This window comes from Flavobacteriales bacterium (genome assembly GCA_016715895.1).
Lineage (GTDB): Bacteria > Bacteroidota > Bacteroidia > Flavobacteriales_F > PHOS-HE28 > PHOS-HE28.
Window position 1 is genome coordinate 1,232,576 of the sequence record JADJXH010000003.1, and the last position, 23,651, is coordinate 1,256,226.

General features: G+C 64.7%; 25 protein-coding genes. 9 read left to right on the top strand and 16 right to left on the bottom strand.

The features are described 5' to 3' along the window. Positions 1-732, bottom strand: coding sequence for an SRPBCC domain-containing protein (locus IPM49_05705; protein MBK9274023.1), 732 nt, complete (start codon positions 730-732; stop codon positions 1-3). A 107-nt stretch (positions 733-839) separates the two neighbouring features. Between IPM49_05705 and IPM49_05710 the strand changes: the two genes are divergently transcribed. The 7 genes from IPM49_05710 (at position 840) to IPM49_05740 (ending at position 5,397) form a co-directional block, all read left to right on the top strand. Continuing rightward, positions 840-995: a hypothetical protein gene (locus IPM49_05710; GenBank protein ID MBK9274024.1), complete on the top strand. Its 156-nt coding sequence runs from the start codon at positions 840-842 to the stop codon at positions 993-995. Positions 996-1,053: 58 nt separating this feature from the next. Further along, on the top strand, positions 1,054-1,551 hold the full coding sequence (msrB, locus tag IPM49_05715) for a peptide-methionine (R)-S-oxide reductase MsrB (GenBank protein MBK9274025.1): 498 nt from the start codon (positions 1,054-1,056) through the stop codon (positions 1,549-1,551). A gap of 143 nt (positions 1,552-1,694) precedes the next feature. After that, positions 1,695-2,297, top strand: coding sequence for a hypothetical protein (locus IPM49_05720; protein ID MBK9274026.1), 603 nt, complete (start codon positions 1,695-1,697; stop codon positions 2,295-2,297). Beyond that, positions 2,278-3,423, top strand: coding sequence for a T9SS type A sorting domain-containing protein (locus tag IPM49_05725; protein ID MBK9274027.1), 1,146 nt, complete (start codon positions 2,278-2,280; stop codon positions 3,421-3,423). The genes IPM49_05720 and IPM49_05725 overlap by 20 nt, the downstream gene beginning before the upstream one ends. A 118-nt stretch (positions 3,424-3,541) precedes the next feature. After that, the gene (locus IPM49_05730) at positions 3,542-4,360 is read left to right on the top strand and encodes a hypothetical protein (GenBank protein MBK9274028.1); all 819 of its coding nucleotides are present in this window, start codon (positions 3,542-3,544) and stop codon (positions 4,358-4,360) included. A 43-nt stretch (positions 4,361-4,403) separates the two neighbouring features. Beyond that, positions 4,404-4,895 carry a YajQ family cyclic di-GMP-binding protein gene (locus IPM49_05735; protein MBK9274029.1) on the top strand — a complete coding sequence of 164 codons (492 nt, stop codon included), beginning with the start codon at positions 4,404-4,406 and terminating at the stop codon, positions 4,893-4,895. Positions 4,896-4,899: 4 nt separating this feature from the next. Beyond that, a complete protein-coding gene (locus IPM49_05740) occupies positions 4,900-5,397 on the top strand; it encodes an acyl-CoA thioesterase (protein ID MBK9274030.1) in 498 nt (165 codons plus the stop codon). A gap of 305 nt (positions 5,398-5,702) precedes the next feature. Here the strand turns inward: IPM49_05740 and IPM49_05745 are convergent, their stop codons facing one another. The 9 genes from IPM49_05745 to IPM49_05785 all read right to left on the bottom strand — a co-directional run bounded on the left by IPM49_05745 (position 5,703) and on the right by IPM49_05785 (position 12,251). Next, positions 5,703-6,026 (bottom strand): hypothetical protein, encoded by a 324-nt coding sequence (locus tag IPM49_05745; GenBank protein MBK9274031.1) that lies wholly within the window; start codon positions 6,024-6,026, stop codon positions 5,703-5,705. 82 nt (positions 6,027-6,108) lie between these two features. After that, a complete protein-coding gene (locus tag IPM49_05750) occupies positions 6,109-6,807 on the bottom strand; it encodes a hypothetical protein (GenBank protein MBK9274032.1) in 699 nt (232 codons plus the stop codon). 6 nt (positions 6,808-6,813) lie between these two features. Then, the gene (locus IPM49_05755; protein MBK9274033.1) at positions 6,814-7,737 is read right to left on the bottom strand and encodes an endonuclease/exonuclease/phosphatase family protein; all 924 of its coding nucleotides are present in this window, start codon (positions 7,735-7,737) and stop codon (positions 6,814-6,816) included. After that, positions 7,734-8,222, bottom strand: coding sequence for a hypothetical protein (locus IPM49_05760; GenBank protein MBK9274034.1), 489 nt, complete (start codon positions 8,220-8,222; stop codon positions 7,734-7,736). Before IPM49_05760 ends, IPM49_05755 begins: the two co-directional genes overlap by 4 nt. Positions 8,223-8,225: 3 nt before the next feature. Next, on the bottom strand, positions 8,226-9,791 hold the full coding sequence (locus tag IPM49_05765; GenBank protein MBK9274035.1) for a DUF4173 domain-containing protein: 1,566 nt from the start codon (positions 9,789-9,791) through the stop codon (positions 8,226-8,228). After that, positions 9,788-10,084 carry a transcriptional regulator gene (locus IPM49_05770; protein MBK9274036.1) on the bottom strand — a complete coding sequence of 99 codons (297 nt, stop codon included), beginning with the start codon at positions 10,082-10,084 and terminating at the stop codon, positions 9,788-9,790. Before IPM49_05770 ends, IPM49_05765 begins: the two co-directional genes overlap by 4 nt. Next, positions 10,081-10,752, bottom strand: coding sequence for a hypothetical protein (locus IPM49_05775; GenBank protein MBK9274037.1), 672 nt, complete (start codon positions 10,750-10,752; stop codon positions 10,081-10,083). The genes IPM49_05770 and IPM49_05775 overlap by 4 nt, the downstream gene beginning before the upstream one ends. Before the next feature lie 72 nt (positions 10,753-10,824). Beyond that, positions 10,825-11,526, bottom strand: a complete 702-nt coding sequence (locus tag IPM49_05780; GenBank protein ID MBK9274038.1) for a ZIP family metal transporter — start codon at positions 11,524-11,526, stop codon at positions 10,825-10,827. Continuing rightward, positions 11,523-12,251 carry a methyltransferase domain-containing protein gene (locus tag IPM49_05785; GenBank protein ID MBK9274039.1) on the bottom strand — a complete coding sequence of 243 codons (729 nt, stop codon included), beginning with the start codon at positions 12,249-12,251 and terminating at the stop codon, positions 11,523-11,525. The genes IPM49_05780 and IPM49_05785 overlap by 4 nt, the downstream gene beginning before the upstream one ends. A gap of 61 nt (positions 12,252-12,312) precedes the next feature. On the opposite strand from IPM49_05785, the gene IPM49_05790 reads away from it, so the two are divergent. Both IPM49_05790 and IPM49_05795 read left to right on the top strand, forming a co-directional pair. Beyond that, positions 12,313-13,119: a hypothetical protein gene (locus tag IPM49_05790; protein ID MBK9274040.1), complete on the top strand. Its 807-nt coding sequence runs from the start codon at positions 12,313-12,315 to the stop codon at positions 13,117-13,119. A 130-nt stretch (positions 13,120-13,249) separates the two neighbouring features. Then, positions 13,250-13,642 (top strand): DUF1987 domain-containing protein, encoded by a 393-nt coding sequence (locus IPM49_05795; protein MBK9274041.1) that lies wholly within the window; start codon positions 13,250-13,252, stop codon positions 13,640-13,642. Here the strand turns inward: IPM49_05795 and IPM49_05800 are convergent. The 6 genes from IPM49_05800 to IPM49_05825 all read right to left on the bottom strand — a co-directional run bounded on the left by IPM49_05800 (position 13,639) and on the right by IPM49_05825 (position 23,585). After that, positions 13,639-16,707 (bottom strand): ATP-binding cassette domain-containing protein, encoded by a 3,069-nt coding sequence (locus IPM49_05800; GenBank protein ID MBK9274042.1) that lies wholly within the window; start codon positions 16,705-16,707, stop codon positions 13,639-13,641. The genes IPM49_05795 and IPM49_05800 overlap by 4 nt on opposite strands. Before the next feature lie 83 nt (positions 16,708-16,790). Beyond that, positions 16,791-17,210 (bottom strand): hypothetical protein, encoded by a 420-nt coding sequence (locus tag IPM49_05805; protein ID MBK9274043.1) that lies wholly within the window; start codon positions 17,208-17,210, stop codon positions 16,791-16,793. 2 nt (positions 17,211-17,212) lie between these two features. Beyond that, entirely contained in the window at positions 17,213-18,115 is a 903-nt protein-coding gene (locus IPM49_05810) for a hypothetical protein (protein ID MBK9274044.1), read from the bottom strand. 103 nt (positions 18,116-18,218) lie between these two features. Beyond that, the gene (locus IPM49_05815; GenBank protein ID MBK9274045.1) at positions 18,219-20,927 is read right to left on the bottom strand and encodes a hypothetical protein; all 2,709 of its coding nucleotides are present in this window, start codon (positions 20,925-20,927) and stop codon (positions 18,219-18,221) included. Between the two features lie 37 nt (positions 20,928-20,964). Further along, positions 20,965-21,108: a hypothetical protein gene (locus IPM49_05820; GenBank protein MBK9274046.1), complete on the bottom strand. Its 144-nt coding sequence runs from the start codon at positions 21,106-21,108 to the stop codon at positions 20,965-20,967. Between the two features lie 95 nt (positions 21,109-21,203). Beyond that, positions 21,204-23,585, bottom strand: a complete 2,382-nt coding sequence (locus IPM49_05825; GenBank protein ID MBK9274047.1) for a choice-of-anchor L domain-containing protein — start codon at positions 23,583-23,585, stop codon at positions 21,204-21,206. Between the last annotated feature and the right edge of the window lie 66 nt (positions 23,586-23,651).

Here is a 23,651-nt window from a genome sequence, read left to right on the forward strand (position 1 = left end):
TCAGGCTGCCATCTGGCCCTGCTGCTCCTCGGCCACCCGCTTGATGCCGACCAGGACCTCCACCCATTCACGACCAGCCTCCCGGGCCCTGCGCACATCCTGCGGCAAGCCGGCAAAATCACCATGCCACAGCTCCAGCCGGGTCCGACCATCACGCTCCGGTTCGAGCAGAATGTCCACCGTGGTGTAGCTGGCCGGTTCGTCAGGAAGGTCGCTATCGGTGAGGAAACAGGTGTACCGGAGACGGCGGTCGGCCTGACAGGCCATCACCGTGCCTTTCGCCCGGACCCGTTCCTGACCATCCACCTTGTCCACCCAGACCACCGGGGAACCGGGTTTCCATGAACTGCGGGCCTGGGAACCCTCCAAATAGAGCTTGGTCAACTGCGGCTCGGTCAACACATGCCAGATGGCGCGCGGCGAAGCGTCCACCAATAAGGTCCTTTGGATGATGGTCTCTCGTTCCATGGTGCTCGAAGAACGCATGATCCGTGCCGATTGTGCGATGGGCACACCCTGTCGCCCGACCATGATCGGAAAGCCGATCGGGAGAAGTGTTACACACAGCTGACGATCGGCTTTAGGGGGGCCGAACCACGGATGTTCGCGGTCCTTCCTTCCACGGGTGACCGAGGTGGAAAGGTCGGACGGCCCCGACCGGGGCATGATGGGCACCACGCGGAAAATTGCCAGATCGTCAGACAACGATCCCAGATCCTGCCAGATCAACACCCAACAGCGACCACATACCGATCAGCCGGCCTTTCAACCGTTCGTAAGGGAGGGGTCCGATCCCGGCACGATTCTTCGTACCCTCGCAGCAACAGAACTCCGAGGCCATGCCCCGCAAGAAGACCCTGATCCTGACCCAGCCCGTCCCCGACGGGAAGACCATCAAAGTGCGCCTCGACGGAAGGACCGTCGTGCACCTGAAGAGCATGAAGACCTTTGAGTTCTGGCGCAAGAAGTATCCAAAGGCCGAGGTGATCGGCTAAGGCCATGCGACCCGCGTTGCGGTGGTCTGGCCCGGTGGCCGCCCTGTCGATCACCTGGATGGCCTGCGGGCAGGCCCCCACCCGGCCAACGGAAGCCGCCATGGTGATGAGGTCCAACCCCTATTACAGCGAGACGGATACGGCACGCCTGGAGCTGCCGGACAGTGTGTGGCGTGCGGTCCTGGAACCCGACGTGTATCACATCGCCCGGGAGAAGGGAACGGAACGCGCGTTCACAGGAGCATATTGGGACCATGAAGGCCGTGGGCGCTATCGGTGCGCCGCGTGCGGTAACGCGTTGTTCCTGGCGGACAGCAAGTTCGCGAGCGGGTGCGGCTGGCCCAGCTTCTTCCGACCGGAACGGGAGGGCAGCGTGCTGTATGCCGAGGACAGGAGCCACGGCATGGTCCGCACGGAGGTGCTCTGTGGCCGGTGCGGAGGGCATTTGGGCCATGTGTTCGACGACGGTCCCCCCCCCACGGGAAAGCGGTTCTGCATGAATTCGGTCGTGCTGCGGTTCGAACCTGGACCCGCTGCACCGGAGCCCGAACATTGAGTTCCCGGCCTTGGGACTGTGATGTTCGGGGCGGACCGTGATGGTCGGTTGACCGTCCGATCGCTTAAACTTGTCCTTCCGCCACCCTGAAGCTGCGTTCGCGCAGCGGCGGCACAACCAACAACCATCCATCCCGAACGACCATGAAGAAAACCCTACTCGCATTGCTGCTCGGATCGGCCGGCCTTGGTGCACAAGGCCAGGTGATCCTGAACGTGTTGGAACCCGCCAACATCGCCGGAAGCTACTCGTTCACCTGGGCCGACCCCGGTGGAGGCTGGGGCAGCCCGGACCTGAACGACCCGCTGAACGCGTTGACCGATACCCTGGCGCTGGCCACGGACGGCACGGTGGCCGACAGCCTGTGCTGCAACCCGCTTACGAACGGACAGGACGTGGCCGGTAAGATCGCCGTGATCTACCGCGGAGATTGCGAGTTCGGTGTGAAGGCCCTGAACGCCCAGAACGCCGGTGCCGTGGCCGTCTTCATCATCAACCGGGAGGCCGGAGCGCCTGTCGCGATGGGGGCCGGGGCGCAAGGGGCGAACGTCACCATCCCGGTGGCCATGATCACCCTGGAGGACGGTATCGAAGTGGAGGATGAACTGGAGGCCGGCACCCCGGTGGTCGCCTTCCTCCGGTTCCATCAACAACTTCTTCCAATACAACCTGAGTGCCTACCGGCCGGATGTGCTGGTGGCCCCGGCCAGCGGACAACCCGCCTTGGTGTCCCAGAACGCCAGTGAGTTCAGTGTCGAACTGGGCCTGTGGATCCACAATTATGGCACCGCCGATCAACCCGATGCGAGCCTGAACGCCAAGGTGGAGCAGAACGGCACCGTGCTCTACGACCAGACCTCGACCGGTACCGCGATCAACGCCGGGGACAGCCTCTTCGTGACCCTGCCTCCCTTCTCCCAGCCCACGTACACCGACGACATCTACACGGTCACCTACTCCATCTCCTCCGGGTCGTTCCCCGATGAGTTCATGGCGGACAACATGTATTCGTTCACCTTCAGGGTCGATTCCGTGCTCAGCTACGCCCCCATCGACCCGTTGACCGGAAAGCCCACGCCCAATGCCCATTACCGGCCCGGGGATGACCTGGACGGTTTCCAATCGTGCATCCATTTCCAGAACCCCAACGCGAGCCGCATGGCCGCCACGGGCATCTACACAAGCGCCACGACCGCGGCCGGAACCACCTTGGACGGCGAGTTCATCGGCGTGCGTGCCTACGAATGGGCCGACACCTTCACCGGCCTGAGCGACCCGAACTTCCCCGCGCAGACCGCATACACCCTGGTGGAGGAAGCCACGGGCGAATACTACTTCCAGGCCGACCTCCAGAGCGAGGTGATCTTCGTGCCCTTCCAGGACCCGCTGGTGCTGTTGGACAACACCCGGTACCTCTTCTGCGTGTACACCCTTACGGACGGCATCTTCGTGGGCTACGACGCGACGCTGGACTATGACGAGCATACCACGCTGTATGATCAGCCGGTCTCCCTGGTCGAGGACGACGGTACCTGGTTCAACGTCGGCTTCGGTACGGATGTCACCAGCGCCCTCGGCGTGGAGTTGATCCCGGCCGGAAACATCGGCATCAACGAACTGAACACGGTGGAGGTGACGCCGTATCCCAACCCGACCGCGGACATGATCCGTGTGCCGCTCGCCGGCCTCAGCGGTGCCGCCGATCTGCGCATCCTGGATCGGACGGGCAAGCTGGTGGCCGAGCACCGCGTGAGCATCGCCAACGAAGTGCTGGTGCTCGAAGTGGCCGACCTCTCGAACGGCACCTATCAATTCGTCCTCAACTTCCAGGACGGCGGTCGCACCACCTTCCGTGTGGCGGTGACCAAGTGACCATCCGCATTGCTAGAACGAAGCGCGGGCCTCGGCCCGCGCTTCTTTTTTCACCTTCATGGTCGGCCCAAGGGAACCTTTCGCACGGACCCTCGTCTATCGCCCAGCCGACCCGCCCATGACCCACCGCCTCCTGGCCCTGCTCCTTGTCCTGGGGGCTGCGCTCATCCTGGCGCCGGAGCTGAACGCGATCGACACGCCGGCCCCGACCAAGGCGTGCACGCTTCGCGGAGCCGACCTGGAGCTGCACGGGCTCAGGCGTGGCCGAAGGCTCAGGTCGGGCGGGACCAGCCCCCTGGCGCACGACAGCCACTACTTCTTCGGCCCCTCCGCGATCCCCCTGGAGGGTGGGCAGGGCTATTACCAGAACGTGAGCATCCTGATGCATTCGGCCTATTTCGCTCCGGTGACAGGGCTTCAGATCGGCGCCGGACTTCAAGTGGGTTCATTGATCACAAGCCTCGCCACACGATCCGGTGGCCCCATCGTGCACCTGCGTGTGGGGGGAAGCGGTCGCATCGGCCAGGGGGCCATGCATCTGGGCGGGTTCGCCATGGGGGCCCGTGTGACGGCCTCGCCCCCGTTCAACGACCGGGAGCCTTTGTCAATGACGGTGGGCATCGCGGCCATGCAGGCCACGTTCGGTGGTGAACTGTTCAACGTGACCTTGACCGGAGGATGGGGCTACGAGAACGGTGAGCTCACCGATTCCCCGGTCATCGGGCTCAGCGGGCTTTGGCACATCACCGACCTCATCTGCTTCGTCACGGAGAACTGGCAAGTCCCCTTCGGCCGCTCAGACTACCGTGTCTTCAGCTACGGTGCCCGCTTCACCCACCGGAAAATGGCCTTCGATGCCGGCTTCGCCGTGAACAAGGACTTCGCGGAGTTCTTCGTTCTGGGCGTTCCCCTCATCGGTTTCGCCCTGCGCTTCTGAGCTGCGACCGAGCGCTTAGCTTTCGGCTCCGAACCGAACGCCCATGCCCAGCTTCGACATCGTGAGCAAGATCGACGTCCAGACCCTGGACAATGCCGTGAACACCGCGAAACGCGAGGTGGAGACGCGCTACGATCTGCGCGGAAGCAACAGCAGCATCGAACTGGACAAGAAGGCGCTCACCATCAAACTGAGCACCGAGGATACCATGAAGCTCGATGCGATCGAGAAGATCGTCCTGGAGCGCAGCACCAAGCAACGCATCGATGTGAAGGCCTTCGACCTGAGCGGAGCGCCCCAACCCAGCGGCAAGCTCGTGTTGAAGACGATCAAGGTGCAGCAGGGCATCGAGCGCGACAAGGCCAAGCGGATCATGAAGGCCATCAAGGACAGCGGGCTGAAGGTGCAACCCCAGATCATGGATGACATGATCCGGGTGACGGGCAAGAAGATCGACGACCTGCAGGCCGTGATCTCCCTGTGCAAGGGGGAGGATTTCGAGGTGCCGCTGCAGTACGAGAACATGAAGTCCTGATCCCATGCACGCGATCACCCTTCGGTTCCTCGCCGAACCCGCGGATGTGAACTACGGCGGCATGGTACATGGCGGTGCGGTGATGCGGTGGATCGATCAGGCCGGCTACACCTGCGCCGTGAACTGGAGCGGCCGGTATTGCGTCACGGTCTACGTGGGCGGCATCAGGTTCCATCACCCGATCCGCATCGGCCATCTCGTGGAAGCCGAGGCCCGCCTCATCCACACCGGGACCACGAGCATGCACATCGCGGTGGACATCCACGCCCGGGACCCACGGAACAACAAGCGCGAGAAGACCACGCATTGCATCATCGTGTTCGTGGCCATGGATGATGAGCGGAAGCCCGTGGCCGTTCCCCGATGGTCGCCCGGCACGGACGAGGAAAAGGCCCTGAGCACCTACGCGGTCCGGTTGATGGGGATGAGGGAGGAGATCGAAGAGGCGATGCGGCCCCACCTTTCGGGCGGCGGCATACAGGACAGCAACCCCACCGGCTAGGGCGGCTCCCTGGCCCGGCAGGGCACAGGATGGAACGAGGAAGCGCGCCTTACGGGGCGCGCTTCGTTCGTTCTCCCGATGCCGGCTTACGGGCCGGGACAGGGTCTTCAGGCGCCCAGGAGGGCAAGGACCCCGATCATCGGGTATGCGTGTTCGGCCTTACGGGGCCGGTTGTTCCAAAGGCCTTACGGGGCCTCGATGGTGTAACGCAATGGGCGTGCCAGATGTTTCCGTGGAAGGGGGAAAAAATCAAAAAGGCCCCGTCCTCGCCGGGACCTGGGGCCTTCATCGGTCGACCCGCGAGCCTAGAAGACCGAGCGGCCCTGCAGAAAGAGCACGAAGATGAAGGTCATCAGGAAGTGATGGACCAGAAGAAGGACGGAAGCGAACGCGAGCACGGTCTTTCCACTGCGCTTCAGCTCTGGAAAGAGCTTCTTGTTGTTCAGGGCGATGATCGGCAGGGGAACGGTCGCGAGCAGGAAGGTCACCGCCAGGGCCTTGAAGACGAACACGTTGTCCAGTACGCCGAAGAACAGGTGAGCGTAGTAGAACACGAAGCCCAGGGAGGACAACAACGCGAGCCGGACGAACATTTTGGCCTCGTAGACCATCTTGGCTTTTGTTTCCATGGGATAGACGCACGGTTCATACGGGGTTGCGTCCCCCAGGGTTCCGAATTATCAACAGCGGCGCGGCTCTCCCGCAGGCAACCTAGCGACCGGTCGCGCGTACCGAGAGCCGCAACAGGCCGGCCGCTCCGGATGCCACGCCCGCCACTGCGAGCGGCCACGGATACCAGGCAGGAACGAACCCGCCCAGGAACGCGTTCACGGCCGCCGTGCCGAACAGGGGCTCACCGGCCGCGGACAACCAGCGGAGCGGCTCAACCATGAAGGAGGCCAGGAACAGGAAGGCCGAGGAGAGCAGCAGTACCCACGCGATGAGGTCGGGGGCGATCCGTCCCGCAGCGTTCGCCCCATGGAGGATGATCAGCGCGAGGAGCACCAAGCCCACGGAGATCAGGAGCGGCACCCACACGGGTCCGACCCACGGCGTTGGAACGAGAAAAAGAAGGTCCCACTCCAGGAGGGAGGCGGGCCAGTCGAGAAGGAGCTTCAGGAACACGTAGTAGAAGATGTCCCATACGCCGAAGCAGTAGGCGAACCAGGCGAACCGTTGCAAGCCCGACCTGGAGACCATGGCCCCGGGTGCGAACAGCATCACCAGGGTCGCGACCTCCCGGCAGCTCTCGGTGGTGGCGATCCCGGGATCGATCGGTCCAAGGGGAAAGGAGAAGCCGCCCGGGTAGTACATGGCACGCAGGTACACCACCACCGCGCTCTCCAGCAGCGCCATGGCCACCGCGAAGAGCGTCATCCAGGGCAGCAGGTGGCACCAGGGGCGTTCCATCGGCGGTCAGGTGGCGATGTCGGCCACGAGGCCGCGATGATCGGAACCCGGGATCACGAAGGTGCCGCTGCGCACGACGGAGGCGCCCGGTGTCATAAGCACGTGATCGATGGGGATGAGCGCAAGGCCCAGCACCGAGGGGAAGGTGGGCACCCTTGGCGCCGTGCCCATGCGCAGGCCACTGGATGCGCACAGCCCCCACATGGCGCGGTCCCAGCTCACGGTGTTGAGGTCGCCCACCACGATGGTGCGCTCGCCGCGGGAACGCACAAGACCGGCCAAGGCACGGAGCTGGGCGTTGCGCGCCCGGTGCTCGGCCAGGCTGCCCGGCGACGTGGCGTGCACGCTGAACACCCGCACAGGTCCGCCCCTGCCGGTGATCTCGGCCTCGATCACCGGGGAGCCGCCCAGGTGATGAACGGTCATGCGTTCGACCGGTCGGCGGCTGTAAAGCGCGATGCCGTAGCAGTGCTCGCCGGGCACCACCTCAGCATGGGGGTAGGCATCGGCCAGGGCCCGATCCAGCACGGCTGCCCAGGCGGAGCTCACCGCCTGGAAGGACAGCACATCGGCGTTGCTGGCCAGGGCCATGCGCACCACCTCATCATGCCTGCGGTTCGGCTGCAGCAGGTTGAACTGGGCGATGCGCAGATCGGCAGAACCGGTGTTCACCGGGAGCTCGGCGACGGGCGCATCCACCTGCAACAGCACCATGCAGACCGAGAAGGCGGCCGCGCCGAACGTCCATGGCCTTCGCCGCCAAAGCGACCACGCGGCGAAGGCTGCGAACAGCACCGCCCATTGCATCAGGAAGGCGCGGGCCAGCATGGGCAGGAAGGCATCGGGGGCGAAGGCGAGCGTGCAGGCCACGGCGAGCATGGCGGCGGCGAGCTGCACCTCGCGGTGCCGTGTCAGCTTGGGGAACCTCATGGGTGTACGGTGTTGGGGGCCTCGAGACGCTTGATCAAGGTGAGCACACGCCAGAGCGGCAACGCACCCAGTACGCCGAAGGAGGCGTCCACGCAGCGCCAGAAAAAGGGGATCCCGCGCACGGGGGCCCACAGGAAGGCGAGCGGCAGCACGAGCAGGCAGCACCACAGGCCCCACTCGATCACCCAGCGGTTGCGCACGGGATCGCGCAGTGGACCGATGAACGCGATGCCGATCACCACATGGGCGAAGGCGAGCCAGTCGGTGCCATAGAAGAGAAAAGCGTGCTTCGCCCCCACCTCGGCCATGGCATCCGCGCTGCGTTGCGCCCAGACATGCCAGGGGCCCGGCCAGCTGCGGGTCAGGTCCGCGAGCCACGCGGTGCCCCATTCCAGCGGCACGGCGGTGAGACCGCTCACCCACAGGGCGCCGATGAAGAACAGGATCCAAAGGCGGATCTCGCGGCGGATGCGGTGGGGATCCATGCCTCAAGGGTTCACACGGATACCCTCCACCGTTCCCTGTGCCATCAACTCCTCATAGGTCCGTTGATCCGCCCAGGTCCAGCTGCGCCAGTCCTGTGCGTTGTACCGCTTCAGGAATCGGTCGCGCTTGCGGTCCAATGCCGCCTTGAACTCGCCCGCATCCAGATGCTCCACCCAGCGCACGCGGTTCCCGCGATGCTTGGCCATCTGGGCCTCCACCTTCGGCAGGTCTTGATTGAGCAGGGGCAGCACCTTGTCGCTCATGGCCAGGTAGTTGTCCACGTCGATCTCGCCCTGGTTCCAGTGCGCCAGATTGAAGCGCACGATCACGCCATCCCAGTTCACCGTGGTGAGGCCCACCAGCGCCACGAAGGCCGCCCAGCCGTTCACGCGCAGCAGGTGGATCAGCGTGCGGCGCTCGTGCACCTTCAGGTGAAGCGTGACAAGGCCCACCAGCACGAGCGCCAGGAACACGATGACGCCGATACGCTTGTAGGCCAGCCCGTGGAAGTGGATGTAATGGTAGTTCCGCAGGAAGACCGAGATGCCGAGGATGAAGTTCTGCGCGATCCAGGTGGTCGCCAGCAGGCGCAGCGGCCGTGCCTCCGGATGGAAGTTCAGGTTGCCGCGGAAGAGGTACAGCAGGATGGCGATGCTGAGCAGGATGCTGAGGATGAGCAGCCAGGTGCCCTCGTGCACGAACTGCTTCAGGCTGAAGCCCTCCTCCACGGTGAACCCGATCCACACCCACGAGATGTCGATGAGGTTCACCACCAGCAGCAATGCGTTCACGAGCATGAGCAGGAGGATGCCCATGCGCCGCTCGCGGTCCAGCGCACCCATGGAGAGCGCAGGCAGCCAGTGCGGGCGCTTGTGCCGTTGGCGGATCAGCGATGCGTTCATCGGCCATTCCGGACCGGCGAACAGATGCGGGGCGAAACGGTGCACCAGGGCGGCGCTCACCAGCAAGCCGAGGCCCAGGAAGAACACGTGCGGTGTGAAGAGCTCCGCGAAGAGGTCGCCGAGCAGGTTGAACAGGCCGTCCAGGAACCCGGCGGTCATCGCCTCGAAGCGCGGGTTGGCGGCACGGTAGATGAGGAAGTAGAGCGCCCCCACGAGCACCGGTATGAAGGCGAGCCGTGTCCAGCGCCAACCGGAACGCGTCGCAGGCAGCTGCTTGAGCCCGTTGTTCAACAGGCCGGCCACGCCCAGCGGCGCGAAGACCCCGTTGAGGAAGGCGCCGACCAGGGCCACCGGCAGGTTCCGCTGCCGGGGCTCGAGCAGGAGCACCGCGCTCACCGCCAGGCAGGCCAGTGTGCCCACCGCGGCCACGACGCTCCCATGCACCACCAGCATGGCGGCGCTCACCAACAGACCGCCAAGGGCCCAGCGCGCTGCCACGGACGCGGTGCGCCGAAGCGCCAGCGAAACACCCACGGCCGCCAGGGCGAAGAGCGACAGGTTCAGCCCGATCTCCTGTTCCCAGAACAGGCGGTCGAACAGGACGGCGAGGAGCAGCACCGCCAGCGCGGTGCGGATGTCGGCGGAGCGGCGGGTGCGGTCGGTCATTGGCGGAGGTCCTTGTTCAGCAGTAGGTCGATGGCGTCCAGGTGTGCGCGGAACGCCTTCGCGCCGGCGGGGCTGGCCTTGTAACTGGTGTTGGGCCGCTTGCCCACGAAACGCTTGCGCACCTGCACGTACTTCACGCCCTCCAGCGCGGCCAGGTGGCTCGCGAGATTGCCGTCGGTCACGTTCAGCAGGTCCTTCAGCACGGCATGGTCCACCCAGTCGTTCACTACGAGCACCGCCATGATGCCGAGACGAACGCGGCTCTCGAACGCTTTATTGAGCCCTTCGATCATGGGGCGTCGTTGCCAGCGGATTCGTGCCGGTACCACATGAGCCCGCCATACAGGATGTGGAGCACCCCGAAGCCGAGCGCCCAGAACAGCAGGCCGGCGCCCACCCACGCGGTGCCGAGCAGACCCAGCACCACCTCGCTGAGGCCGAGCCAGCGGATCTCGTCGAGCGTGTACTTCGAGGCGTTCAGCAGGGCCAGTCCGTAGAACACGAGCGTGGCCGGGGCCACCAACGCCACATTGCCGTGCCACAGCATGGCCAGACAGAAGAGCCCGCCGGTGATCAAGGGGATGGCAAGGTTCCACGCGAGGCGCCGGGCCGAGGCGTCCCACAGCCCCTGCCCCACCCGCTTGGCGCGGCGCCAGGTGAACCATGCGGCCCCCGAGAGGGCCAGAACCAGCACCAGGGCCGCCAGCAGCACCAAGTCCCATACGGCGCCCATGGAGGACCCGTGCAAGTAGTGATCGAGCCCCGCCCCCTCCGACCGGAGACCTGCACCTCCGGTGGAGAGCATCAGGTCCTCGTAGCGCTCGCGCGCCACCAGTGCACCGACGAGCGCCACCAGCCCGGCGAGCACGCCGCTGAGGCCGCTCAACGAAAGGAACCGCGTGCTCCGCTCCATCAACCCGCGGATGTGGGCCAGATCATGGTGGTGCTCGTTGCGGGTCATGCTCAAAGTACTTTGCGGTTCAAAGTAAAGAACGCCGGAACGATCGTGCAAGTATGCGGGGCGGAAAAAAGATCAGTGCACCATCCAGAGCGCCAGGATGGCGCCGACGACCACCGCAGCGAAGCGCTGCAGGTTGAACCGGTGTTCGGGCGTGGTCTCGAAGATGATGGTCGTGCCGATATGAAGGAGCATGCCGATGGCCACGGCCAGGGCCCGATGAAGGAACGCCTCACCCAGGCTGCCGCCGCCGAGGGCGCCCACGAGGATGCCCGCCGGTGCGGCCACGGCGAACACCGCGATCATGGTCCAGCTGCGCAGCACGGGCACCTGGGAGCGTTGAAGCACGGTGGCCAGGGCGATGGCCATGGGCAGCTTATGGAGCAGGACCCCGAGCAGAAAGGGCATGTCGGTATGCACACGCGCGTCGGCGAACGGCATGCCCTCGGTGAAGGAATGAAGACAGAGGCTGAGCAGGGTGAGCATCGGCAGCGCCCTCCCGGGAGAGGTGTGCATGTGGCCGTGCTCGATCCCATGGCTGAAGAACTCGAGCACCACCTGGAACATGAACCCGGCAAGGAGCCAGGGTCCGATGCCTTCACCGGCCGCTTCATAGAGCTCGGGCATCATGTGGGTGAGCGCGACGCTCAGCAGGAACGAGCCGCTGAAGGCGAGGAGCAGGCGAAGCGCGTTCGAGCCAGGCCTGCTGAACTGCACCAGCGCACCAGCGGCCAGCGGCAGCAGCAGGAAGAGGGCGATGGTGGCGGTGAGCGTCATGCCATCGGTCGTTGCGCCCAGATCACCAGGCGTTCGGAGCGCTGCGGATCGAAGGGTGCAGGCTCGGGGCCATCCGTGAGGTCGAGCACCACGAAGCCGGCCTCATGGACCAGCTGCACGAGACGATCCGGGGCCAGGGCCGATACGCGTTCCTCGAAGTGATGGCGGCCGCTGTCATCCTCGGCCATGATGCGCTTCACGACCATTCCCCCTTCGGTGGACCGGGCGATGGTGAATCGGACCCCGCCGGCCAGGACACACTCCATGGGCACCAGTTCCTTGAGCACACGAACGCTGTTCATGAAGTCCAGCACGAAACGGCCACCCGGCCGGGTGGCCGAGAACGCCGCGGCCAGAGCCTTCCGATCATCGTCCTCGTCCTCGAAATAGCCCAGGCTGGTGAACAGGCACACGACCAGGTCGAACTCCGCCGTGGCAAAGGGCACCCGGATGTCGTGCACCGCGAATCGGGCGGATGGCACCTCGCTCCGGGCCTCGGCGACGCTCTCCTTCGAGAGGTCGATGCCGGTCACGCGGCATCCGGCCTCGGCGAACCATCGGGCGTGCCGGCCACGCCCGCACGCCATATCCAGCACGGTCGCTCCCTGCCCGACCCCACTGCGCCGCAGGATGGCGCGCACCCATGCCTCCGCCTCGTCCTCATCGCGATGGCCATAGAGGAGCTTGTAGTAGGGCGTGCCGAACCAGGTGCGGTACCAGGCCATTCGATGATCGGGCCCGAAAGTACACCACGACCGCCCACCCGCCCGACCGTACCTTCGCCGCATGAAGTTCCGGACCGGCGCCCTGCTCGCCATCCTCTTGCTGGTGCCCGGGTGCAAGAAGGAGGATGATCTGGGCAGCGAGGAGGTCAGCACAATGGTGGACCATGCCTATGCCGAGAACCTCATCACCCCGCTCTTCCCGCTCGCACAAGCCATGGGCTTCGGTCCGGGGCGCTGGTCGCCCGACAGTGCCCTGTTCTGCGTGGGGTTGGACAGCCTTGCAGGCGACACCACCGCGTTCCCGGCGAACGGCCCGGTGACGCTCCACTTGCGCTTCAGCGACGGAGGATGCACGGACGCCGCAGGGCGCGGTCGGTCGGGCCCGTTCATCCTGCGGTACGACAGCCTGGAAAGCGATGGCCGGGCCCGCCTCATCGCCTTCAGCACACCCGGGCTGCAGTGCGCCGGGTTCGAACTTCAATGCGGCGCCTCGGTGAACGCCTTGGGCGACGGAAGGGTGCGCGTGCAGGTGGACAGCAGCGCCATCTGGCGTCAGGGGGCTTGGAGCCGGCGCTACCGGGGACATCTGGACCATGAGCTGATCTCGGGCAGCATCGATGACGTGGCGGGCGATGATGTCTATGCGGTGTCCGTGGAGGTGATCGGCCAGGACCGCTACGGCACCGCCTACACGGCCACGACCAGCACCGCCCTGGAGGTCGCCACCGGCTGCCGGTGGGTCAGGGCCGGCGTGCTGGCCTTCGTCCAGAGCGATGAGCGGGAACGGACGCTCGACCATGGCAGCGGCTGCGATGCCCGCGCCGACCTGATGGTGTCGGACACGCGGTTCGGGTTGATAATCCCGTGAATAACTCACCAGGTCCGCGGAGACGCTCCGGGGTCGATGGGCCTTGCTTTGCGAGCGCGCTGCGCGTGATGCACGGCGCCGCATGGCCCGGGGGACGCCCCTCCGGGATCGAACCAGCACGCGAAGCACCATGGAACCGCTGATCTACGAAGGCACGGCCAAGACCCCCTCGATCCTTTTCGATGCCGAGCAGGGCCGGTTGGAGCTGAAGGGACGGTCGATCCCCGAGAACTCGATCGACTTCTACAAGCCCCTCATCGCCTGGGTGGACAAGTACGCCCGTGCGCCACGCCCCTCCACGGTGGTGCACGTGCAGCTGGAGTACTTCAACACCAGCAGCAGCAAGTGCATCCTGGACCTGTTCAAGAAGCTGGAGGCGGTGCGCACCCAGGGGAACGAGCTCGCGGTGCATTGGCACTATGAAGAGGATGATGAGGACATGCTGGAGGCCGGCGAGGACTACCAGGCCATCATCAACATCCCCTTCCGCATGATCCTCGTGAAGGATCAGGAAGGCTCCTAGGCGCCCGAGGAACGGCTTGACAGCCGCTGAACGAGCCAGGGGAACACCTCCATCCGGAGCGCGATCGCGAACGCCAGCGACATCAGCCACAGCACGGCCATGTTGGCCCAGAAGGTCGGGATCCGGACCGTACCCAGCCATTTCGCGGGTGCGTAGAAGTGGGCTCCGAAGAAGCCCATGCCCCGGGCCTCCAGGTAGATGGGATCGCTCTTGCGGACCAGGGTTCCCCGGTCCACGGCAATGACGTTCACATCGTTCTTGTTGGTGACGAACTCGGCCAGGCTCTCGTTGCGGTGGGCGTCCAGCAGGGCGAAGTAGCGCTCCCGGGCCTCGGGATCCGCAGTGAGCTCGGAGATGAGCTGCTCCTTGGACCGCTCGGCCTCCTTGTACATGCGACGGTAGTGGATGGTGAGGTCGTTCAGCAGCCCGTCCACGGCGTTGAGGGCCGCTTCATCCACCCGCCCGTCAGCCTCCATCCGGAGCTCCGGCACCACCAGTCCGCTGACCCGTGCGGCCTCCGCCCGCAGTTCGTTGAGGAGGAGGTCCAGATCGCGCTGGCGCTGTTCGACCTTCGTGGCATCGGTCCCCGTGCCGCGCAGGTTGGACACGCGGTGCTGCAGCTCCCGCACCCACAGGTCCTTCTTCCAATTGGCGGTCTTCATGCGCTGGTCCAGCGCATAGAACTGACGCTCGTAGGCATTGTCGACGTACTGCGTGACCGCGAGCCCCTCGTACGCCCAGCGGCTGGCCATCACGTTGCCGATCCATGGAACGCTCTGTTGGGAGGAGAACCAGGGGTGGAGCTTGTCGAAGCGCACGATGATGCCCGAGAAGAGGAGCTGCGGAATGATCAGCACGGGGATCACGATGTAGATGACCTTCGCGCTGTTGAAGCTCGCGCTCACGTTGAGGCCGAGCACGTTCGCGAAGCAGCTGGTGCTGAACAGGAGCGCCCAGTGCACGAAGGCCATGTCCCGGATCCCCAGCACGCGATCGCCGACCACCACGAAGAGCAGCGATTGGATCGCGGAGATGAGGAACAGGATGGCGATCTTGCTGAGCAGGTAGCTGTTGCGGTTCAAGGCCAGGAACTTCTCGCGCTGCAGGATCTTCCGGTCGCGGATGATCTCCTCGGCGGCCACGGTGAGGCCCAGGAAGAGCGAGACGATGACGGCGATGAAGAGGTATTGCGGGATGTTGTCGTTGGCGCGGTAGATGTAGGCGGTGCCCTCCTCCCCCGCCCCGTGATAGCGAAGGAAGAAGGCCATGACGAAGGCGAGCACCGGGGCCTCCAGCAGATTGATGAGGACGTACTGGCGGTTGGCCAGCTTCGCAAGGATGTCCCGGGTGAAGAACACCTTGAGCTGCACGAGCCAGCCCGGTGCCTTGAAGGTGCTCCGGGGCACACTGCGCACCTCGGGTGCCTGCGCCATGCGCCCCTCCATCTGCGCCCTGAAGACCTCGTTCCAGGCCTCGGGGCTGATGCGGCGCTGGTCGGTCTCCATGCCGTACTCGTCCACCAGCTTCGCCTCCAGGATGTTGAAGATCTGCTCGGGGTTCACGTTGCCACAGGCCCTGCACTGGCCCACATCGCTGTTCACCTGCCCGGTGACACGCTTGAAGTACACCACCGATTCCACCGGGTCACCATAGTACACGGGATACCCCTCTTGATCGATGAGCAGGAGGCGGTCGAAGAGCTTGAAGATGTCCGAGCTGGGCTGGTGGATCACCACGAACACGATGCGCCCGCGGAGCGCCAGCTCCTTGAGCAGGTCCATGATGTTCTCCGAATCGCGGGAGCTGAGGCCGCTCGTGGGCTCATCCACGAAAAGGACGCTGGGTTCGCGGATCAGCTCAAGGGCGATGTTCAGGCGCTTGCGCTGGCCGCCGCTGATCGTTTTCTCCAACGGCGAGCCGACCTTGAGGTCCTTGGTATCGTATAGCCCCAGCTGCTGAAGGAGCTTGAGCACACGGTCACCGATCTGCGCGTCGGAGAGGTCACCGAAACAGAGCTTGGCGTTGTAGAAGAGGTTCTGGTACACCGAGAGCTCCTCGATGAGCAGGTCGTCCTGGCTCACATGACCGATGACCCCGCGGATGCGGCCGGCCTCCCTGTGCACATCCACCCCGTTGATGGTGACGTGTCCGGTGGTGGGCCTCAGGTTCCCGTTCAGCACGTTGAGCAGCGTGCTCTTTCCGCTGCCACTGCCGCCCATGATGCCGACGAGCTTCCCGCTGGTCTCGGCCAGGTCCAGTTCGTGCAGGCCCACGCGTCCGTTGGGAAAGGCGTAGGTGATGCGTTCGGCCTTGAACACGAGCGCGTCGCGCTGGCGCCCCTTCATGAAGCTGCCGAGGATGTCGCTGTAGTAGATCGGGCGGCCGTGCGGGGGCCTGATCGACGCACCGTTGCTGAGCACGTAGTGATGGCGACCGCTCATGGGCTGCCCGTTCAGCAGCACCCGGTCCTGCCCGAGGTAGCGCGCCATGTACAGGTTCACGTTGGGCACGTGGAGGACACGGAGCTCCCCTTCCAGATGGGCATGCAGGTGGCGGGCCTTCGAAAGCCCGTTCTCCACTGCCGCATCGGCGTAAAGCAGATGCGGGGAGTCGACACGCTCACCAGCGGCCTGTGCCACGAAGGCCTGGCACCGCTCGAAATCCTCGCGGCCGATGTTGAAGGTCTCGGCCACCGTGTTGACGAACTCCTGCTCCTGCCCGGCCACGCCACCGGCATGGATGAACTCCAGCAGGTGCATGAGCACGATGAACTTCTGTCGCTGGGTGAGCTCCTCGTTCACCTGCACACAGATGCGCAGCACGCGGACGGAGTTCACCGAGAGGCGCTTGCGACCGGAGCGGCCCTCGCCTCCCTGGTTGTGGAAGGCGTCCACATGGGCATCGAAACGGGCGAGGTGTTCCTCCACCTGTTCCCCGGTGAACTGCTGGCGCAGGAAGCGTTCCAGCATGAGGCGCCCGGCAGGCCGGCCCGAACCGGCGCCGGCATCGGCCCGCGCGATGATGGCGAACAGTTGCAGCAGTGCGTTGAGGATCTTCTCGCTCATGAGGGGGACCGCCGGGCAGGCCCGGAAAAGGAACATCCCTCTTTACGGGAGGGATGTCCAAAGGGTTCCGGGCCCCGGAACGCCTACTGCTTGAAGCCGATCAGCATCACCGCACAGCCCGAACCGAGCTTGGACGGATCGAGCTGCGACTCGATGGTGACATCCAGCGTGTTGGCCACCACCAGGTCCCAATAGGGGCTGTTCGCATGCTCCTTGTTCGTGAAGAGCAGGTTCCGCTCCTTGTCGAACACGCTGAAGATCAGATTGCCATCCGCCAGCCCGCTGCAGGCCGCCACCCGGTACGTGGTGCCACCGAAGAGCGTGAGGGAGAATTCCGCCAGCTCATCCCCCTGCAACAGGGCACGGTAGAACTGGCCATCGGGGATGTACGACGCGGTGATGTGCTTGGCGCACAGATCGGCGATGGTGTCGCACTGCGCGGTTGCCTGGCCGGCTGCGAAAAGGCCGAGCACGGTGGCGGCCGTGGCGATGGTCGTCCTCATGGTCAGATCAGGTACTTGGTGCGCAGCACGGACACCTGCTCGGCGATGGCCGACAGGTCCTGCGGGGTGATGACCACCGTGGAAGTGCTGTTGATGAAGGTGGTGCGCGAAGCGGCGTCGGTGACGGGCTTTTCGTAGGTGTAGGTGCTCTTGAGACCCGCGAAGGCCTGCTTCAGGCTCTTCAGGTCGGCGCACAGGGCGGCGCATTGCTGCTCCCTGTCGTTGGCCTCGATGAGCGCGATCAGGTCGTCGAGGGCCTTGCGCTGCTCGGCGATGCGCGGTGCGAGCTTCGCCTGCGCATCACCCGTGGCATGCGCGAGGGCAAGGTGCAATGAGCCGATCCAGCCGCCGGCGAGCACCAGGGACGCCACATCGCCCCGTTCATTGGTCTTCAGGTAACGATCGGCGGCACGGAAGGCCTCCCCGCTGAGCCTCAACAGGCTGTCCTGGGTGTTCACGTTCCGCCTGAACCGGTCCACCAGACCCTTGTCGAAGGCATTGCCCATCTCCAGGTCGGCGCTCAGTTCTTCGATGGTCTGCAGGGTGGCCAGCGCGGTCTGCCCGTCCTTGTGGATCGTGGCATAGGCCAGATCGGACCCGAACAAGCCCACGGCCAGGGCTCGGCCCATCCTGCCGGTCAGGACCTCGGCCTTGCCCTTGTCCATGAGCAGGTCGCGCTGGTACGCCGCACCGGTGCTGCGGATCAACAGGGCGGTCTGCACCGGTGACGGGATGCTGAAGAGCTTGCCACCGACGTTCACCACACCTCCGCCGTCGGAGGGGGTCGTGGCCAGGCTGTCCTTGGCGGTGGCGTCGGAGCCCTGACCTTCGCCACCACCGCCGCAAGCGGCCAGCAGCATGGACCCGGCGATGGTCAGGACGAGATGGGGTCGATGGGAACGCATGGTCAATGACTGTCCGCGGGTACGGACCGGGGACGAAAGTAGATGCGTCCTCCCCCCCTGGCCGCCACGGGACGGGGCACTTATCAACAGGGCGGGGTTCGGCTCAGCGTTTCACCACGTGGCCGGTCGCGGTCACCGCTCCTTCCACCCGGTACAGGTAGCTGCCCGAGGCCAGGTCACGCGCTTCGACGCGCAGTTGGCCCGATGCGGGCGTCTCGAGCCGCCGCACCACACGTCCCTGCAGGTCCATCAGGTGAAGGACGACGCGCTCTCCGGCTTTCGCCGCGTAGGTCATCACGAAATGGTCGTCGAACGGATCGGGCATCACCGAAAGACCGGCAGCTCCCTCCAGGCCGGCCACGGCGGTGCTGAACACGCAAGCGTCCGTCACGAAGGTCAGCGGTGAGGCGTAGTCCTCGTTCACCACGTCCACCACCTGGTCGATGCAGATGATGTTGTCCGGGTTCACGAAATGGACACGGAACAAGGGGGTGAACCCGTTGTGCCGTTCGAACAAGCTGTCCACGTACGAGAGGCCGATGACATGGGCGGTGCTGCCGTTGAACGCGGGTACGATGGGGAAGTCCATCGGGTCAGCCAGGTTGTCCACGCCGGTGATGGTGATCCCGCTGAAGCGGAGCTCGTAGCCCACGAGCTTCCGGTTCGGGTTGCGCACATGGACGTCCAGGTGGCCCGCACCGAGGTCGAACGCGCCGATGGTGAAGGTCACCGAATCATAGATGTTCACCATGTCAAGGAGCGGGAAGCTGCAGCGGGTGTCCATCAAGCTGCTGTCGCCGAGCAGGTGGGCCTGATGGCAATGGGCGATCAGGGCGGCATCGGCCACGGTGAGGGTGCCATCGTCGTTCACATCCGTGCAGGGAGCGGCGGCCAGCGAGGCGTCCAGGATGCCGGCCACATAACCGGACGCATCGATGCTGTCGTTGTCGGCATCCACGTCCAGGTCGCCGATGAGCCGGGTCCCGGCGCACACGCCCTCACAATCGATCTGCGCGTTCCCGTAGATCTGCCCGAGACAGTCCACGTAGGACGGGCAGTTCTGCTGCACCGATACGAGGAGGTTGGGGTTGCGCGTGATCTCGATGCAGGCCTGCCCCCAGTTGTTGTTGATGTCCATCTCGAAGCGGCCAAGGGCGTCGGGGCTGTTGTCCCAGTTGGTCCGCACCACGAGCGTGTATCGTCCGTCCGCCACGTCGGTGATGTCGATCCACTGGCAGGAAAGACCGCTGCTGTAGATGTCACCGCAGCCCATGCTGATGCCCATGTTGCTGCAGCCGTACTGGGCCGATCCGCCACCGCTGCATTCAAGGTCCATCACGCAGAAACCGTTCTTGAATCCCTGGGCCATCTGCTGGCCGGCGCTGTCGTACAGCAGGTATTCGGCGTACCCCTCGTAGTGCCAGTGGTTGTGGCAGGCGCCGTAGACGAACTGATCGGGGTTGGCGCCGGGGTTGCCGATGTAGTAGTCCGTGAAGCCGATGTTCTGGATATGGGTGGTGAAGCGCACCAATTCGCGCGTGCCGAACCCGGCCAGGCAGCCCTCCTGGATGTAGCAGTCGTTCGCGTTCACCACCATCGTCTGGGCGTAGATGGAGTTCTGTAACACGTCGCTGCGCACGATCAGGTCCGGACCCAGCGGGCAGTTCGGGTCGCCCCATGGGATGCAGCTCCCGTCGTCCACCGCGGCGAGCGGGTTGAAATTGCATGAGGCGGGATCCGTGCAGCCGGCGATGGGGCCCGCGTATTCCAGGATCCAATCGATGCCGGTGCCCGCACAGCTGGTGTCCGTATCACCGATCCGGACGTAGTAGGTCACCCCCGCCTGCAACAGGGCGTTCACCTGGGCCTGAGTACCGCAACCGCCCTGGTCGTTGTCGTAGTAGATGGTGCCGATGTTGGTGTCGTCCCAGATCAGGCCGATGCAGTGGTCGTAAACCCAGACGCGGGTGTCGCAGGTGTTCGTCCCGCAGGTGGTGATGGTGTAGACCCCGTTGCTGTCCGGAACGAAGATGTACCAAGTGTCATTCCCGGGGGTGCTGTGCTGACCCTGGACCACCGTGTCGGGCGACAGGCAGCCGAAGCCCGGCGGGCAGTTCCATTCCACGCGGTCGATGAAGTCGAAGTTGCCACCCTGGGCGATCAATGCGCCATCCACATAGAGCCAGTAACCGCCCGGCGCGAAGATCCCGTCGCCATAGGTGTCATGCATTGTGAACACCAGGCAGTCCGTGGTATCCACGCACAAGGCCGCACCAGTGGATGTGCCTGAGGCCAGCACCACGCCGTTGCCGTTGCGCAGGTCCCAGCTCATCTCGTTGGGATAGGCGTCGGGCACGATGTTCACCTGTACGGCCACCTCACCGGCCGCGCAGCTCGGCGGCGGCGGCGGGATGTTCGCGCTCAGGCTCCACACCACCGTGTCCGTCGCACAGGCGTTCTGATAGTCGCCCACACGGATGAAGATCTCCTGGCCTCCGGTGAGGTTGAGCACCAGGCTGCTCTGAAGGCTGCAGGCATCATCGTTGTAACCAAGGGCGTTCAAGCCCTGCTCGTTGGTCACCAGGCCGGTGCAGTACGTGTACGCCCAAAGCTTGGTATCACAGCTGCTCAGCCCGCAGGTGCTCAGCGTGAACTGCCCGGTGGCCGGCGCCGTGTACACGTACCAGGCATTGTCGAACGGAGCGATGTGGGTGCCGGGCGCGACGGGGATGGCAGTGGCACAGCTGCCGCCAGGCTGGGCCTGGAGCGTCCATGTGGCGAGGGTGAGCAGAAGGATCAGCGGGATGCGCATCGGAGCCTGGTGTAAGGCCCGAAGGTACGAGGATCCCTCAGGCGTTCATCGTGCGCTTGTAATGACGCGGGAAGCGCACGCGTCGCCGCACCAGATCGTAATATTTCCGCCACAACGGCGTGTTCAACAGCTCAAGAAGGCTTCGGTCCACCGGCGCTGTTCGAACGGTTTTTGTCTTCATGCCCCAAGGCTTCCTGTGCAGGACAGGACAGCGCCCGGCGTTCGTTGCCTGCGAGGCCTCTGGTCTTGGATATTGATATACAGGTCCGACCGGTGCTAGCGCATCAAGGTGATGTGGCCAAAGCCCTCCTTGACATCACCCGCGATGGCCTTCACCCGGTAGCGGTACACGTACACGCCGGTGGGCAGCACCGATCCGTTGACGGTCCCATCCCAGGCCAGGCCCACCTCGTTCGCCTCGAACAGGGTGGCGCCCCAGCGGTCGTGCACACGGATCCAGAACTCCTTGACCCCTGTGCCCATCGCCTGAAAGGTCTCGTTGTACCCATCACCGTTCGGGGTGAAACTGTTGGGGATGTACAGGTGGAACTCCGGGTCAACCAGGAGCGTTCGCGACGTGCTGTCCCTGCAGCCCAGGGTGTCGGCGATCACCAGCTGCACCTCATACAGCCCCGGCTCAGGGTAGATGACCTCGGGGTTCTTGTCCTGGCTTTCCAGTCCGGCGGCGCCGAAGTCCCACCACCACTGCGTGGCCCCCAGCGATAGGTCCATGAAAAAGATGGGGGCGTTGTTCACCCAATAGGTGCCGTCCACGGCGAACGAGGCCATGGGCGCATTGACCCCCAGCCCGCTCTGGTCGGTGGCCGTGATGCCGCACGCATCGGTGACCGTGAGGGTGTAGATGGTGTTGCTGTTGGGGTGGGCCGCCAGCGTGTCGGCCGTGCCCCCCGGCTCCCACAGGTAGCTGTACGGTTCGAGGCCCAGGACCGGCAGTGCGCGAAGGACCGCCGTGTCGCCGATGCAGATCACCGTATCGGGCGCGATGCTCACCCGCACCGTGTCGTAGGCCACGGTGACGGTGACCAGATCGGTGGTGTCCTCCCCGCACAGATCGGTGACGGTCACCGACCAACTGGCCGTGGTGGCCGGTGCCACCTGCACCGTCGGAAGCGTGCCCAGGCCGCCGCTCCAGGCGTAGGTGTATCCCGGGGTACCACCCTGCACCGCCGCGGTCAACTGCACCGGTGTTTCCGGACAGAGCACCACGACATCGTTCTGGATGGTCACCACGAGCGGCTGTGGAACAGGTACGGTGACGGTCACCTGATCGCTCTGCGTCACGACGCCACAATCGTCGGTCACCGTCAGGGTGTACGTGGTGGTCTGGGTCGGAGCGACCCACCCTCCGAGCTGGCCGTCCGGCACACCCTGGTCCCAGTCCAGGGTGTAGTTCCCGAACCCTCCGGAGACCGTGGCGGACAGGAAGGTGCTGTCCACGCATTGGATGGTGATATCGTTGCTCAACACCACATCGATCGGTGGCGCCTCTTCGATCAGGATCACCAGGGACACCGTATCACCCCCACAGGCGGTCTCGTTGATCACCATCAGCACGATCGATTCCTGCCCCTCGGTGACGGCATCGAGGATGGCGCTGAACTGCACGTTGATGGAGTCCTGTCCGGGTTGGAAGATCACCTGATCGGGCACGGCGGTGAAGTCCGCGCCTTCCGTGGCTGTACCGCCGATCAGGATGTCCACCGTATCGGGGTCCACGAGCGGACCGCCGCGCACCAGAAAGAGCGATGCGGTTCCGCAGCCCTCGTAGAACAGGCTGTCGATGCCACCGGAGACCACCTCGCCCACGATGGCCAACTGGTTGCTTTGAAAGCTGCCGGCCTCCAGGAAGACCGCGCTGTCCCAAACCTGGTCATTGGCATCGCCCACGACGAGCTTGATGTGGTAAGTCTCCCCGCAGATCACCTGCGCCAGGGCCTGCATCACCACGGTGAGCCCATCGTACTGCACATAGAACGGGTTGCTGTTATAGGGGGCGTTCGTACCGGTCCCATTGACCACATAATACTGCGGGTTCACCACATCGTTCACGGTGTTGATCGTCACCGGATCGGTAGTGCCCGGGATGAGGGCGATGTTGATGGCGTTGTTGCTGAAGGGTCCGTTGATGCCGGGCCCGCTCAGGAAGAAACCGAACGCATCGTTGATGCTGTTGACGAACTCGAGGTATTCCTCCGAGGCGAAGACGAAATTGAACTTCAGCGAATCCCCGGTGGGCACGAAGTCGAACTCAAGCACCGCACAATCGTTCACGTCCTGGATGGAGGGCTGGCTCTGTTGCGCGAGCAGGAGCAGGTCGGGATCCTGAACGCTGAAGCCGGTGACGGGCACCGATGAGCTCCCCGAATCGTTCGGGCCGAGGGCATTGGTGATGCCGCCCGTGGCCAGGATCACACCGGCCGGAATACCGACGTTGGCGTTCGCACTGTTGAACTCACCGGCCTGGGTGGATACCGTGTTGCCGGGGAGGCCGTTGAAGGTGATGTTGCTGGCCGTGACCCCACCGCCCAGGAGGACGTTCTGCACCAGCTGTGCCGGGGTCTGGGTGTTGGTCAGCACCAACTGTGCGCGTACCGGGCCGAGCGCCACAACGACCAGGACGAGCAGAAAGCCACGCATGAAGCCGCAAGGTACGGCCGTCCGACGCATCCCTGCGAACACCTCAGTGCCCGTGCTTCGTGGGTA